The sequence below is a fragment of the Bradyrhizobium barranii subsp. apii genome, assembly GCF_011516635.5.
GTDB classification, from domain to species: Bacteria; Pseudomonadota; Alphaproteobacteria; order Rhizobiales; family Xanthobacteraceae; genus Bradyrhizobium; species Bradyrhizobium barranii.
In genome coordinates this window covers 1,389,965-1,405,028 of the sequence record NZ_CP096255.1, presented here as the reverse complement: position 1 = coordinate 1,405,028, position 15,064 = coordinate 1,389,965, and the positions used below count along the sequence as shown (strand labels likewise).

The 15,064-nt window shown below is 59.4% G+C and carries 6 protein-coding genes, 9 pseudogenes and 1 riboswitch; of the genes and pseudogenes, 11 read left to right on the top strand and 4 right to left on the bottom strand.

Annotated features, from left to right (window positions below; translation table 11 throughout):
- Window positions 1–62: 62 nt before the first annotated feature.
- From HAP41_RS06730 to hemN, 3 genes are all read left to right on the top strand, one after another.
- Window positions 63–800: a cyclic nucleotide-binding domain-containing protein gene (locus HAP41_RS06730; protein ID WP_224580941.1), complete on the top strand. Its 738-nt coding sequence runs from the start codon at window positions 63–65 to the stop codon at window positions 798–800.
- 120 nt (window positions 801–920) lie between these two features.
- Window positions 921–1,289: a hemerythrin domain-containing protein gene (locus tag HAP41_RS06725; protein WP_224580942.1), complete on the top strand. Its 369-nt coding sequence runs from the start codon at window positions 921–923 to the stop codon at window positions 1,287–1,289.
- A gap of 487 nt (window positions 1,290–1,776) precedes the next feature.
- Window positions 1,777–3,129 carry an oxygen-independent coproporphyrinogen III oxidase gene (hemN, locus tag HAP41_RS06720; RefSeq protein ID WP_166104083.1) on the top strand — a complete coding sequence of 451 codons (1,353 nt, stop codon included), beginning with the start codon at window positions 1,777–1,779 and terminating at the stop codon, window positions 3,127–3,129.
- Between the two features lie 736 nt (window positions 3,130–3,865).
- Here the strand turns inward: hemN and metE are convergent.
- A pseudogene (metE, locus tag HAP41_RS06715) lies at window positions 3,866–6,207 on the bottom strand (5-methyltetrahydropteroyltriglutamate--homocysteine S-methyltransferase).
- A gap of 101 nt (window positions 6,208–6,308) precedes the next feature.
- Window positions 6,309–6,505, bottom strand: a riboswitch (cobalamin riboswitch).
- 888 nt (window positions 6,506–7,393) lie between these two features.
- Here metE and HAP41_RS06710 point away from each other — a divergent pair.
- The 5 genes and pseudogenes from HAP41_RS06710 to HAP41_RS06690 form a co-directional block, all read left to right on the top strand.
- Window positions 7,394–7,585, top strand: a pseudogene (locus HAP41_RS06710) (helix-turn-helix domain-containing protein); the annotation flags it as partial.
- A 4-nt stretch (window positions 7,586–7,589) separates the two neighbouring features.
- Window positions 7,590–8,204 (top strand): group II intron maturase-specific domain-containing protein, encoded by a 615-nt coding sequence (locus HAP41_RS06705; protein WP_166106168.1) that lies wholly within the window; start codon window positions 7,590–7,592, stop codon window positions 8,202–8,204.
- 79 nt (window positions 8,205–8,283) lie between these two features.
- A pseudogene (locus HAP41_RS06700) lies at window positions 8,284–8,779 on the top strand (IS630 family transposase); the annotation flags it as partial.
- A 22-nt stretch (window positions 8,780–8,801) separates the two neighbouring features.
- Window positions 8,802–9,788, top strand: a pseudogene (locus HAP41_RS50970) (IS30 family transposase); the annotation flags it as partial.
- 9 nt (window positions 9,789–9,797) lie between these two features.
- A pseudogene (locus HAP41_RS06690) lies at window positions 9,798–10,097 on the top strand (IS66 family transposase); the annotation flags it as partial.
- A 123-nt stretch (window positions 10,098–10,220) separates the two neighbouring features.
- Here HAP41_RS06690 and HAP41_RS06685 read toward each other — a convergent pair.
- Window positions 10,221–10,448: pseudogene (locus tag HAP41_RS06685) on the bottom strand (ATP-binding protein); the annotation flags it as partial.
- 85 nt (window positions 10,449–10,533) lie between these two features.
- Between HAP41_RS06685 and HAP41_RS06680 the strand changes: the two are divergent.
- Window positions 10,534–11,700 (top strand): IS110 family RNA-guided transposase, encoded by a 1,167-nt coding sequence (locus tag HAP41_RS06680; protein WP_166104086.1) that lies wholly within the window; start codon window positions 10,534–10,536, stop codon window positions 11,698–11,700.
- Window positions 11,701–12,022: 322 nt separating this feature from the next.
- Here the strand turns inward: HAP41_RS06680 and HAP41_RS06675 are convergent.
- Window positions 12,023–12,541: pseudogene (locus HAP41_RS06675) on the bottom strand (ATP-binding protein); the annotation flags it as partial.
- A 14-nt stretch (window positions 12,542–12,555) separates the two neighbouring features.
- Window positions 12,556–14,067, bottom strand: a complete 1,512-nt coding sequence (gene istA / locus HAP41_RS06670) for an IS21 family transposase (protein ID WP_166105319.1) — start codon at window positions 14,065–14,067, stop codon at window positions 12,556–12,558.
- Window positions 14,068–14,265: 198 nt separating this feature from the next.
- On the opposite strand from istA, the pseudogene HAP41_RS06665 reads away from it, so the two are divergent.
- Window positions 14,266–14,511: pseudogene (locus HAP41_RS06665) on the top strand (transposase domain-containing protein); the annotation flags it as partial.
- A pseudogene (locus HAP41_RS06660) lies at window positions 14,496–15,059 on the top strand (IS256 family transposase); the annotation flags it as partial. The pseudogenes HAP41_RS06665 and HAP41_RS06660, both read left to right, overlap by 16 nt.
- Window positions 15,060–15,064: the final 5 nt, after the last annotated feature.

Below are 15,064 nucleotides of genomic sequence, written 5' to 3'. Positions count from 1 at the left end.
TATTGATCCGGCTCAACGGCTGGCCTGGCCGCTCTCCGGTGATTTTGGTGGCAAGACTGTCCGTGAGCAGCTCCTCCAGCAGCTCGATCGATATCGACCTGCCACATTCTAAGGCATTGCGCTTCCGCCTGGCCGCACCTTCTCACGAGATCAGCCGACATCCGACTAGCGTCTTGCGCAGGCAGCCGCATGGTTGTGGTCCGTTTGGTATGATTGCGGCACCGATGCGGTTCACTCGCAACAGCGAGATCTACGGCGAGGATGAGGCAGCTGAATACCTGTATCAGGTGGTGTCAGGTGCTGTGCGAACCTACAAGATTCTGGAGGACGGACGCCGTCAGATTGGCGCATTTTATCTGCCCGGTGACATCTTCGGCTTCGAGGCCAGAGAAAGCCATATCTCTTCGGCCGAGGCGATCTGTGAGACGCATCTGCTCATGGTGAAGCGCTCCGCCGTCATTGTTCGCGCCAGTCACGAGAGGGAGCTCACGCGACAGCTGTGGGACGGTATGGCGCTGCTCTGCCTCTTTCAAGCAACATTCAATGCTCCTGATCGGCAGCGCAGAAGATCGGGTGATGGCCTTTCTGCTCGATATGTCTCGCCGCGCTACCAAGAACGCTGCGATCGAACTTCCCATGTCACGGCAGGATGTTGCCGATTACCTTGGTTGACCATCGAGACGGTGTCGTACGCCTTTACCCAACTTGAGCAGAATGGCGTTATTGCCCTACCGACCTCACGCCGAGTCGAGTTGCGTGACGGCAGATCATCCAGCCGCTATGCGCAGAACTTGGGTTAAGTCGCAAGCCGCGGCGAAAATGCGAATTCTGCAAGAACAGCGCGAACAATTGCGGCGCCGTGAAGGACACTGACCCTTAGCTCGAGCGACCTGCTACCTTGTTCCTCCATGGAGCCTACAATGACCATCGATCTGTTGCTTCGAGAGCATCGCAATATTGATCTTCTTCTGACTTTCCTCCAACGCGAATTGGAGGTTTTCGAGCATGGGACCCGTCCGGACTATGAGGTCATTCGCGCGATCCTCAGCTACTTCGAGGTTTACCCGGCGATGTACCATCATCCTCAAGAAGACTTGATTTTCTCAAAGCTCGAGACTCGCGATCCAGATGCGATCGTCGGCAATCTCGCACATGAACACCAGGAAGTCGTCGACCGTCTGCACCACGCCGTTCAAGCTATTGATGGGTCCTCGCGGATCGTGAACTCGTTCGGCAAGACGTCGGCAATACCGTACGCGACTTTATCGTACGCGAGCGGCACCACATGATGTTGGAAGAACGAGATTTATTTCCCGCCGCCGTTCTGGCTCTATCCCCTCAGGATTGGTCCGACATCGCTTCTGCACTCACCGATCATGGTGATCCCCTATTCAGCGAAGCAGCAAGGGCGACCTCCGATGCGCTAAGAGCGCATATCCTAGAATTGGAGCAAGAAGCTGAAGCCGAACGGAGTTCGGTCGCTCTTTCCTCCGGAATGGCCGGCAGCCCGCTACATGGCCTCACGAGGGACGGCTAGTATCCTTCGGGAGAGGAATACTTTCTCCCTTCGCTCATGCAATTGGATCAAAACGAGAACTGGCTTGCATGCCGCCCAATGCTGCGGCATCAGCGCTCATCGCGATCCAGGGACGATATACGCCGTGGGCATGCCCTACCAATTTGGCTTCAGACTCGCCACTGCCATCAGCCACCATTAAACTGACGCAGCGCAAAAACCTATCCGGCGTATCTGCGATTTGGACCCAGAGAAGAAGAATGCGACCCGACTTGGCAAAATCCTACGGGCAGCACTCCCTGCCACGCTACACCAGCTATCCGACGGCTCCCCATTTCTCGGCGTCAGTTAGCGAATCCGACTATCAAGCGTGGCTCAAGTCGTTAGGCGGCCAGCAGTCCGCCTCGATTTACGTGCACGTGCCATTTTGCCAAAGCATGTGCTGGTACTGCGGCTGCCACACATCTGTCATGAAACGCCAGGAGCCGCTCGCGACCTATGCAACCGCACTGCGAACTGAAGCCTACCTCATTGGAGAAACCATCGGTCGACGACAACCGGTCTCCCATGTCCACTTCGGCGGCGGCACGCCGACGATCATGACACCTGAAACGTTTGCTGATCTGGTCGCCTCGTTGCGCTATTCGTTCGCAATTTTGCCTGATGCCGAGATCGCCGTAGAGATCGATCCACGCATATTGACCGAGCCGATGGCCGAGGCGCTAGGCTATTGCGGGGTCAACAGGGCGAGCCTAGGTGTCCAAAGCCTCGATCCGGTTGTTCAACGGGCCATTGGCCGTCTGCAGAGCTTCGAACAGACCGCAGTATCGGTCGATCTTCTACACCGCGCCGGCATCGGCCGGATTAATTTCGACCTGCTCTATGGGCTGCCCCAGCAGACCGTCGTTTCCTGCCTCGACACTCTCTCCAAATGCCTCGCACTGCATCCGGATCGGTTCTCGGTGTTTGGCTACGCGCACGTTCCTTTCTTTAAGAAGCATCAACGCAAGATCGATGGATCCACTCTGCCCGACAGCGTCGAGCGACACCTCCAATCGGAAACGATCGCGCAAGCTTTGGTCGACGCTGGATATGTACGCATCGGCATCGATCACTTCGCCCTGCCGGACGACAATCTCGCCCTGGCACGGCAGGAAGGCAGGTTGAGGCGCAACTTTCAAGGTTATACGGATGATTCGGCGGACACCCTCCTTGGACTCGGCGCCAGCGCCATTGGCCAGATGCAACAAGGGTTCGTCGCGAACGCTGTGTCGATAAAGGACTACCTTGCTCGCATCGCCGAGGAACGGCTGGCCACCATGAAGGGCTATTTGCTGGCCGACGACGATCGCTTCCGCGCCGAAATCATCGAGCGACTCATGTGCGGCATGGCAGTCGATCTTTGCGAGACATGCCGTCGTTACGGCAAGGATCCGAGCCTGGCCGTCGTCGATCGTTCTCGACTCGCCAACCTGATCGCAGATGGAGTTGCCGTACTGGACGACGGTCGACTTTCCGTGGTCGATGGCGCAGAGTTTCTCGTCCGGAGCGTCGCATCTTCGTTCGACGCGCACCTCCCTGGGTCGAGGGCTACGCACAGTCGGGCGGTTTGAACCGAAGCCAACCCGATCCGGTTCCGATCGGAGATCAACATCACCAAATCGGCTTCTGGTTAGGAGTATCGCAGGGCTGATAGCACGCCGATTTGGCATCCGGTCCCGAGCTATCTACAAGCGTCGTCACACCCACTACGTCGAGCCGTACGTAGATTTCAAACACTCGTTGGAACCGAGGATTCCAATCGGGCGACAACGGTTTGACCAACGACCGACCGAATCTGGCCTAACTCAAGCTGCTCATTTCATTGGTGATGATGAGGTCCTTGCGAGCGCGATTTTGATATGTCTCGGTGATTGAGCGTATTGTTTGCGGGCAGGAGAGCGCACCACGTTTTGCGGCTCGTTGCCTTCCATGGCGATCGCTCCACATCATCGCCCACCCATGCTCGACTCAGCGAGTCGTTGAGACAGTCCTCATCAGCAACAACCTTGGTGTAGTCTTCTAATCCTTGGCTATATTGGGCGCATACCAGGGCATAATTGAGTTACGATCATCCTGTGCCTTAACTGGGACTTAGATTTTCGGCGAATGTCCTCGCCGAGATCGAGCCGTCGGCCGTGCTCCCTCTGCCGATGGAAGTGGCCGCGATGCCTAGCAGCGTCGCTCCTCCCAGACTCGACTTCCGCCCGGCCGCTAAACGCGGCCGGGCCTTTTGTATTCACCAAGGCTCTCCCGGGACTATCGAGATCTCCTTAAGCCGATCAGCTCGACGAAAGACCTGACCAAGGATCAATGGCCTATTGGAGCGGATGCAGCGCGCAGTTCGCGGGCCGCAGCGACCATGTTGACAAGTGCCGGGCGAACCTCCTCCCATTTGCGTGTCTTCAAGCCACAATCCGGATTGACCCAGAGCTGCGACCGCTGCAGCCGCTTCAGAGCCAAGGCCATGAGCTCCTTCATCTCGCCGGTCTCGGGAACGCGTGGGGAATGAATGTCGTACACGCCTGGCCCAATTTGGTTCGGATAGTTGTAGTTCCTGAACGCGTCGAGCAGTTCCATCTTCGATCGCGAAGTCTCAATCGAGATGACATCTGCGTCCATTGCAGCAATCGCATGGATGACGTCGTTGAATTCTGAGTAACACACGTGGGTATGAATCTGAGTTTGTTCGGCGACGCCCGATGAGCAGATGCGGAAGCAATCTCCAGCCCACTCGAGGTAAACGAGTCCACTGCGCACTACGCAATGGCAAGCCTTCGCGTAGTGCAGCCTCATCGATCTGGATTATGGAAGCACCCGCATTCTCGAGATCTCCGACTTCATCTCGAATTGCGAGCGCAATCTGACGGCAGACTTCGCTTCGGGGAATATCCCCGCGAACAAACGACCAGTTCAAGATCGTTACTGGTCCGGTCAACATCGCCTTCATCGGCCTTTTGGTTAGTGACTGCGCATAGCGCCACCAGTCCACCGTGATCGGCTTCGGCCGCGAGACATCTCCAAACAGGATCGGCGGCCGGACACAGCGCGAGCCATAGGATTGCACCCAACCGTTTTTGGTAAATGCGAGGCCGGAGAGTTGCTCGCCGAAGTACTGCACCATGTCATTGCGCTCAAACTCGCCATGGACGAGCACGTCCAGACCGATGTCTTCCTGCCAACGTACGGCGCGCGCCGTCTCTTCCTTGAGGAACTTGTCGTATTGCTCGTCGCTCATCGCGCCTCGCGCATGCGCCGCCCGGGTATTACGGACCTCTGAGGTCTGAGGAAACGATCCGATCGTCGTGGTCGAGAACGCTGGAAGCCCGAAGCGCTTGCGTTGGATCTCGGCCCGACTGGCAAATGGGCTGGCCCGCCGGCGCATGGCCTGGTTGATCGCACTCAGCCGGACAACGACATTGGCATCTCGGATCTTCGGCGACGTCCCGCGGACGGCTGCGGCACACTCCGATTCCACAAGAGCTTTCGCAACATTCTGGTCGCCTGCGAGTGCCCGCGCCAAGGTCGCAAGCTCACGCATCTTCTGAACCGAGAAAGCAAGCCAGCTCTTGACGTCGGAGGCGAGCCGGTCTCGAGTTCAACATCGACCGGCACATGAAGCAGCGAGCAGGATGGGGCGATCTGTACGCGGTCCTTACCAAGCTTCGCAATCGCGGAGGCCAGTCGCTGGCGGAGCGCCGACAAATTCGATCGCCAAAAATTCCGACCGTCTATGACGCCGAGCGACATGACGAGGTCACTCGCCACTCGCAATGATCTGGCTCAATAACTCTGGCGCGCGAACCAGATCGACGTGCAGCCCGGCAACAGGCAGGCGCAGGGCAGCGTCCAGATTGTCGCAGAGGCCACCGAAATAGCTTGCAACCATGATCTTGATGGCCGGCCCTTCCTGCGAGCCGGCCATAAGCATGTACCAAGGATTTTCGCGAACTCTCATCCAGATCAAGGACTAGGCAAGGTTCGTCGAATTGACCCCAATTTGCCCCGCGTTTGGCCAATTCCTTCAAAAGCTCAATATAGACCGGTATCAGGTCATCTAGCAGTGACAGTGGCTGGAACGCAGGATCGGCACTCTTGCCAAGCTTCAAGAGTGTAACCGGCCCGATCAGGACAGGGCGCGTCTGAAAGCCAAGGGCCTTGGCTTCCTCGTACTCCTCGATTGGTTTGCGAGAGGATAGTCTGAAAGTCTGCCCCGGGTGAAATTCCGGGACCATGTAATGGTAGTTGGTGTCGAACCATTTGGTCATCTCCTGCGCGGGTGCGCCATATCCACGCGACGGGTGACCGCAACTCCCATCCTGACCGTCGCATTGTGCCCCGCGTGCCATGGCGAAGTATGTCTTGAGCGAAATGGATCCGGCATTCGGCTCGTAGGCTTCTGGGATGGCACCAACCATGACACTGGTGTCGAGCACCTGGTCGTACAGTGAGAAATCGTTCGACGGGATCACGGTGACACCGAGAGACCTCTGGCGAGCCCAATTTGCGGCACGTAGGCCAGCTGCATCCTCGAGCAACTGCTGTTCGGCGATTTTTCCGGCCCAGTAACTTTCGAGCGCAACCTTGAGCTCTCGCCTTGGACCGATGCGTGGCGTTCCGAGTGTGGCAACCGGAAGAGAGAGAAGAGACATAGCGTTAACCCCATATTGGTGGCAAAGGCCATGGCGGACGCGGGCAGAAGAAGCCGCGCGAGCGACCGCTGCTTGGCGCACCACCGGGACACCCGCCGGTGGACGAAGATAGTGGCGGGGCAGGGCTCCTGGCTCGCGGCTCAGCGCTGCTATCCGGTCTTCCCGAAACCGTCAGGCTTCAGTGCCTTCGTTGGACAGCTCGCCACTCACAGTTGCGGGGACAGCGCCGGAATTGACACCGGCTTCCCTCTTAGCTCCGGCCTAATGAGACCGGAGAACCTCGACACCTTCAATTATCGGCAAAAGGGATATTCCGTCAACCTCGCGTCATGTTGCGATCTGCTAATGTGCCTAGCGGCATGCCCCCCGTTCATACTCGATGCAGAAGTCGCTCTACAATCACGGACATCGGATGACATCCCGAAAGTCCCTCCGCGTGGGCAGCGACAAATCCGAATACGCCGCCTTTGCACCGAGGACCACTTGGTCGAACAGACGGCTTTCATGCAAGCTGGCCCCGGTTCATCGCGCACGGCGCGCTGTGCTGCCTTCTCCAAGCAATCAACGATCCACCGAATAAGATAGCATTCGCGGCGCGAGGTGGTTCTGTGATGCCAGCCATTTCTGGTAGGCGTCACTCGGACACTTTTTGGCGATACTGCCCAGGCAAGCATATCAACCAAACCAAGGAGACCGGCTCGCAATGAAAATGGCTGTTTGGAGTGCCCTCGGTGTCTTTGCTGTTGCCGTCTCGGCGGTCGGCCTGTTCGGGTTGATGGTAAGACCGCTCTTGAGTAACACCGCTCGACAGTTTCTCTCGAAACTATTGATCGGCTCAAGCCGAGGCTAGCACGGCTCGGCGCCTCTACCTGCTTGCGGAGGACAGGACTTGCGTCGAGGCCGCATCTTCCGGTCGATTGAAGAGCACGATATGCGCCGGCCGACACGAGCGATCGCGCATGCCAGCGAGTAAATGCCCGCCTGCTTAAAGCGTGCACTTCGGCGGCGTCTGTTCCAAACGCCCGGCGCTGATGGGTGGTTTCGTATCGTTGTGGGCCCTTGAGTGCCAAGCACATCTGCCTGGCGCTGCAACTAGAGCATTTCATTGCTTAACTGAATCGGAGGGGATTCCGGTTTTTGGCGGTTTATGATTCAAGATGCTGACTGGATTGGAGGCCAGCATCGCATGACCCGACCTCTTTCCCTGGATCTTCGCGAGCGTGTGGTGGCGTCGGTTTTAGCGGGCGAGAGCTGCCGATCTGTGGCGGAACGGTTTGGTGTTGCGGTCTCGTCGGTTGTGAAGTGGTCACAGCGGCAGCGGGCGACCGGCTCGGTTGCGCCTGGCAAGATGGGCGGTCACCGCAAGCCCGTGCTTGATCTGGATGGCGCGGACACATCCCGACCTCCCTTGGTGTCGGTATGCCGACGACGGACTGGTGCACTGCCGGACCGAGCAAGAAGCAGAGGCCATTAGGGCGGAGCTTCAAGCGAGGTTGGAGGTGTGCGGACTTCAGATGCACCCGACAAAGACGCAGATCGTCTATTGCATGGACAACAGGCGTCGGCGAACGTATCAGAGGGTCAAGTTTGACTTTCTCGGATATCAGTTCAGGCCGCGGCAGGTGGCAACGTCACAGCGGAAGGAATTCTTTTGTGGATACACCCCGGCGGTCAGTCCGACAGCTTTGAAGGCCATGCGAGCAACGATCCGAAGCTTGCACATTCCCCGGCAAACGCCGGGGACGCTGGCTGAGATTGCCCAACAGATCAATCCGCTCCTCCGGGGGTGGATAGGTTATTATGGTCGGTTCAGCCGTTCAGCGCTGTTCTCTCTGGTCGACTACGTCAATCAGAAGCTGAAGGCGTGGATCATGCGAAAGTACAAGCGCTTCCGGCTCCACAAAACCGGTGCTTCGCTGTTCTTGCGAAAGCTGGCTCGGAATAACGCGGAGCTGTTCGTACACTGGCAGTTCTTCGGAACGACCACGTTCACCTGACGGGAGCGGTGTGAACCGAGAGGTTCACGCACCGTTCTGCGAGAGGCCGGGGGTGAAAATCCCCCGGCCTACTCACCCTTGGATCAAGACCAACATGGCCCCTTTGCGGGGCTGGGGCCCCAGGGCGCACGCCTGCGCGGCTTCGCCCCGCACGGTCACTGGCGATACCCTCACATTCCTCGGCGCGCTCCGCCATGACCAACTCACGGCACACCCTGCGTCTTCGGCGGCCCGGTCAACGGCGAATGCTTCTGCGCTTATGTGAAGCACCTTCTCCTGCCAACCCTGCGCGAAGGCGACATCGTCATTCTCGACAAGCTCGGAAGCCACAAGTCGAAAGCTGTCAGGCAGATGATCCAGGCTGCTGGCGCCAGGCTCTGGTACCTGCCGCCATACTCGCCCGACCTCAACCCGATCGAACAGGCCTTCTCCAAGATCAAACACTGGATGCGGCAGGCTCAGAGGCGCACCGTCGAAGACACTTGGCGCCAAATCGGTCACCTCGTTCAGGACATCCAGCCTCGCGAATGCCAAACTACTTCGCAAACGTCGGTTATGCTTCAGTCAAAATGTGAAGCGCTCTAGGGTGTTGTGGCGATGGGACAATGTTATGGCCAGCTCAGCCTTGAAGAGCGCGTTGAGATTTACCGCCTGGCTGCAGGCGGTAAATCTCGAAACGATATTGCGTCTGCGCTTGACCGCGCGACGTCGACGATAAGTCGGGAGCTGAAGCGCAACTCGCGGCCTACCAAGGTCTGGAGGGGCGGTTACGAACCTGTCCGGGCTCAACAATTGGCCGAACGTCGGCGACGGCAGGATGGCCGCTTCAAGCTGGCGCGCTAGCCGGCCCTGCGGGACTGCGTCGGCAAAAGCCTTGCGATGGGACATTCGCCGGAGCAGATCGCTGGTCGACTGGCGCGAGAGCATGGTCGCGTCATGATCAGCCACGAGTCAATCTATCGTTTCATCTATCATCGTACGGCCCAGAAGGATTACTGGCACCGCCTGCTGCCGCGCCATAAACTCAGACGAGGGCGCCGGCGACGCCCAGGCGGCAGCCCTGCCAGCTTCATTAAACAACGGCGCTCGATCGATGAACGCCCCTCCGAGGTCGAAGGCCGCGGGACGCCGGGTCATTGGGAAGCCGACTTCATGCTGTTCGCGCGATATGGCCAAGGATTGCTGGTTCTCCACCGGCGACAAGCCCGCTTCAGCATCGTGCTGCATCCACGCGATCGGAAAGCTGTCCTCACCCCTCGGACCATCGCCCGTCAACTTGGCAAGCTTCCACAGGCGATCCGCAAAACCATCAGCTTCGACAACGGAACCGAGTTCGCCGAGCATCACAGGCTTCACAACGCCCTCGGCGTCCAAACCTTCTTCTGCGATCCCCATAGTCCCTGGCAAAAAGGCGGCGTGGAAAACTCCATCGGGCGCTTACGACGCTCTCTACCACGCAAAACCGACCTCAGGTACATTACGGCAGCCGCCCTCAGGCGGCTCGATACCCCACGCGAATGCCTGGACTTCAAGACACCCGCCGAGGCATTCTCCAAACTCAAATCAATCGTTGCACTTCACAGTGACTCCATCCCCGCGCCCATTGCCAGCGAGGCGCTCAAGCATATCGCCGAGTTCTACGCCATCGAAAGGGACATCCGTGGCCGCGGCGCCGAGGAGCGCCGTCTCGTTCGGCAGCAGACAATCCGGGCGCTGGCGGAAGCCTTCGAGCGATGGCTCCGCGCAAAGCTCGCGTTGATCAGCCAAAAGGGCAAGTTGGCCGACGCCATCCGCTATGCGCTCACACGCTGGGATGGCCTGACGCGCTTCATCGATGATGGCCGTATCGAGCTTGACAACAACGTCGTCGAGCGCTTGATCCGTCCGATTGCGGATTCCGACGAAGCCGGCCATGCATTCCAATTCGAAGCCGGCCGGGTATTCCGATCTGAAGCCGGCCACCCGTGGCGTCGTTCGCATGGGTCAATTTCATGATGTCGTCGAGGGCTGGGAAGGTCAAGAGACCGGTTGATCTTGAGCGGGTTGCTTCTGCTTCCTGAGGCTCTCTCCTTTGAGTTCGATGCGGTAGGCATTGTGGACGAGGCGATCGAGAATCGCGTCGGCGATGGTGGGGTTGCCGATGATTTCGTACCAGCGATCGACGGGCAGCTGGCTGGTGACGATAATCGAGCGGGCTTCGTATCGATCCTCGACGATTTCGAGCAAATCACGGCGCTGGTCGGCGTCGAGAGATCCCATGGGCTGGACCGCGACCGATATTCCCGGAGAATAGGGTCGCCCCAGAAACCACGCATCCCGAAGGGTGACCATGCATACGACCGGACGATCCGCACAGCCGACCACCATCCGCACCGATCTTGGCGCGATTGTCGTTTCGTTAGAGCTCAGCCGTTCTATTTGGCTGATAACCTCATTGTCGCCCGGAAACGGCGAGAAGATCTCGAAGCATTCGGTGTCGGCAGGGGACCTAGCCGCATTGTTCGCGCGATTTTCGAAGCTGCGTGAGAAGAGCCGGACTAAGACCGGGCACAACTATCCAATCGTCTGCATTCAGGAAGCCGGCCTCGACGGCTTTTGGGTTCATCGGGTGCTTGAGAAAGAAGGGGTCGAAAGCCACGTCGTGGATCCAGCTTCGATCACGACATCACGCCGGCGCAGACGGGCAAAAACGGACCGCATTGACGGCGAAGCGCTGCTGCGGACCCTGATGGCCTACAAGCGCGGCGAGCCACGCGTGTGTGCCATGGTGCAGGCTCCGTCACCTGAGGCAGAGGATCATCGCCGGATCTGCCGCGAGCGTAAAGCGCTGATTGTTGAGCGCGTCGCTCATGTGAACCGCATCAAGGGGCTCCTGTTCTCGCAAGGAATCGCGAACTATGAGCCGCTCGGCAAGGATCGACGGGAACGGCTTGACGTACTCCGGACCGGCGATGGACGTGCACTTCCTGCGCATATGAAGGCCCAGATTTGCCGGGAGCTGGATCGGCTCGAACTCCTGCTCAAACACATTAAGGTCGTCGAGGATGAACGTGACGCGCTGATCACGGCCGAGGCTGCCGCGAGCAAGCCATCACCGGTTACCATGCTGCTCGGCATTAAGGGCATCGGAGCCGAGTTTGCTGCCATCCTATGGTCCGAAGGCCTATTCCGGCATTTTGATAATCGCCGCCAAGTTGCTGCTTACGCTGGATTAGCGCCGACGCCTTGGCAGAGTGGATCCGTTGATCGGGAACAGGGCGTTTCGAAAGCAGGAAATCCGAGACTACGCACGACGCTGATCCAGATGTCCTGGCTGTGGCTGCGTCATCAGCCCGACTCTGCGCTGGCTCGATGGTTCACGGAGCGCGTCCAGCGCAATGGTGGCCGCATGAAGAAGTCGACCATCGTGGCGCTGGCGCGCAAGCTGCTGGTCGCGCTCTGGAAATTCGTGGCCGCCGGCGTCGTTATCGAAGGTGTGGTCATGAAGAACGCCTGATCCTGGCTTCTGCTCAAGTCATTCTGAAAATCTACCAGGACCCGATCAGTCCTGGCGGATCCAGGTCGACGGACCGACCAGAACCCTGGCTAAATGCCGCTTCAGAGAGAATGGTCTCGTCGTCTTGGGCCCCGCCCGCCGCAAGCGGGATATTGGTGCAGCCGCGATAGGTGGCGACCGAATGTGAGGTTGATCAGGCTCGGCAAACGAGCCGCGTCATGCAGTCGGGCTTGAACCTGGATACCGATACGTTGGTGAGAGAGAGTGAAAGAGAATGCTAATGCGTTGTGATTAACGACCTTGACACGAACCATCCCATGTGAGGTTCTGGTCCCCAGTCGTCCAGGATCAGCAGATCAAGTCGTGCGATCGCCCGCAGCATCTTGGTATAGCGGCCATCGGCGCGGCCGAGTGCGAGAGCGGCGAAGAGACGCGGCACACGATGGTAGGCAACTGAGAAGTCGTCTCGGCAAGCCTTGTTGCCGAGGGCACAAGCGAGCCAGCTCTTGCCGACGCCGCACGGCCCGGTAACAAGGAGATTATGTCGTGCCCGGATCCAGTCGCCAGCGGCGAGTTTTAGAAAGAGCGTGCGGTCGAGGCCGCGGATAGCGCGGTAATCGACATCCTCGACGCAGGCGGCATGACGCAGCTTGGCGGCTCGAGCTCTGCTTTCGAACCGCTTTTGCTGGCGCAGCGTTTTCTCGTGTTCCAGGAGCAACGCCAGCCATTCGGCGTGTTCGAGGCTGCGCGCTTCGGACTGGGCATCGAGGTCCTTGAAGCCTTTGGCCATACCGTGGAGACCAAGGCTATGCAGCAGGTCGAGGGTGGGATGGGTGAGCATGCTGGATAATCCTTTCAATGGAAGTAACCGGGGCCGCGCAGATTGGGATGTTCGATGATCGCGTCCTCGGTATCGCGAGAACTGCGTTCGAGCTTGTTGGCGATGATGGAGGCGATGCTCTTGTAGGTCAGTGCGCTGACCGCGACCGCGCGGGCCGCGATCAGCTCGGCGCGTTCGGGATCAATATCCTTGAACAGCCGAAGCACGCCGAGACAGGTCCGGAATCCCTGTTCGGGATGAGGCCGATTGGCCAGGATGGCGAGAACGAGCCCCTCGGTGTTGGGCCCGATCGACCGCCCCCAGCGCCGGAATCGATCGGGAGTCCACTCGGCGTAACGCCGATGCGCACTGGGCATGTGATCGGGATCAGTGCCGTGCCGGCGGCCGCCATAACGGCGCTGGTGAGCAGCAACACGCAAACCCCGATGGAACAACTCGATGGTCCGGGTGGTGGCGCGAACGTCGACCTGCTCCCGGATCAGGCCGTGTGGAACTGAGTAGAAGAAGCCGTCGACCTCGACGTGATAATCGAGCGAGACGCGGGCCAGGAGCCATTCCGCGAACTGATAGTCGGCATCCGGCAACGGCGCCAGGACAGGCATCTCGACGGTCTCGAACAATTGTCGGCGGCTGACGCCGATCCGGCGCATGACGTGGGCGTTGATGCGCTCCAGCGCGGCGGCGATTGCCGCATTCGCCTCAGCCAGCGAGAAGAAGGTCTGCCGGCGAAGCCGCCCGAGGATATAGGTCTGGGCAAAACGCACTCCGGCTTCCACTTTTGCCTTATCCCGGGGCTTTCTTGGCCGTGCCGGAAGGATGCCAACGCCGTAATGGGACGCCATCATCCCGTAGCTGCGATTGATTTCGGGGTCGTAGAACGACGCCCGGTGCACGCCGGACTTCAGATTGTCAGGGACGACGAGGCGTGGCACCCCGCCAAAGAACCGGAACATTCGGACATGAGCCTCGATCCAGTCCGGAAGTGTCTGCGTCCAGGTCGCCTCGGCGTAGGTGTAATTCGAGGCGCCAAGCACGGCGACGAAGATCTCCGCGTCGCGCACAACCCCGGTTGCGCGATCAACGATCATGATCTTCTTGCCGGAGTAATCGACAAAGACCTTGTCGCCGGCCGGATGGTCCTGCCGCATCGTCGGAGACAGCCGCCGCTCGAATTCCCGGAATAAATCGCAGAACCGGCTGTAGCCATAACCTTCCGGATGGACCGCCCGGTACTCCTCCCACAGCACCATCAGATTGACGCCAGGCCGCTTCAGCTCACAGGCCAGCGAGGCCCAATCCGGCTCCCGGCGCCGGCGGAAGCCGCGCCTGACGCCGGCATGGGCAAACAGACGTTGTTCAAGAACGGCGTCGGTCAGATCGCCCGCCAAAGGCCACGCCAGCCCGGCAGTCGAGGCACGCTTGAGATTGTCCTGGATCGTGCTGCGCGCCACCCCGAGCGTGCGCCCGATCTCCCGGGCGCTCACCCCATCACGGGCAAGCCGCAGCATCTGTCGTATCTGTCGCATGGTCAGTTCTCTCTTGGCCGGCATCCGCTTCCCCTCGTGGATCAACGAGGGACTTGATGCCTGAAGGACTGACCCAAACGAAAACGCCGACTTCCAAAACCCGGCCGGCTTCAAATCGGAATGCCGGCCGGTTTCATTTCGGAATCGTGGCCGGCTTCAAGTCGGAATACCCGGCCGGAATAAATCGGAATCCGCAGTCCGATCACGCTGAACCGGAAAAATGCGCTGTTCGCAGGCTCCGACGGCGGCGCCGAGCACTGGGCCGCCATCGCCTCCCTGGTCGAAACCTGTAAGCTGAACGACGTCGATCCGCTCGCTTACCTGACCGACGCCCTCACCAGGATCGTCAACGGCCATCCAAACAGCGACATCGATCAACTGCTTCCGTGGGCCTTTGCCGTCAAGACCTCAAAGCTGTGGCCTGAGAACGACGCTTACGCATGAAGAGGATCTGCGCCGTCGTGCAGGAGGCCTACGTGCAGGGTGTCTCGACCCGTTCGGTAGACGACCTAGTGCAGGCAATGGGGATGAGCGGCATCTCCAAGAGCCAAGTGAGCCGGCTGTGCGGCGAGATCGACGACAAAGTGAAGGCGTTCCTCGCCCGCCCGATCGAGGGCGACTGGCCGTATCTGTGGATCGACGCCACCTACGTGAAGGTGCGCCAGAATGGCCGCATGTGTCGGTCGCGGTGATTGTCGCGGTCGGCGTCAACAGTGACGGCCACCGCGAGGTTCTCGGCATGGATATTGGCCCTTCCGAAGCCGAGACATTCTGGACGGAGTTCTTGCGCAAGCTCGCCTGCCGCGGCTTGCGCTGCGTCAAGCCGGTTGTGTCCGACGCGCACGAGGGCATCAAGGCCGCCATCAGCAAGGTGCTCAACGCCACTTGGCAGCGCTGCCGCGTGCACTTCATGCGCAACGCGTTGGTCGCATGCCGGCAAGAGCGGACCGCGCGTCGTCTCCGCCTTCATCGCCACCGCCTTTGCCCAGGATGCATA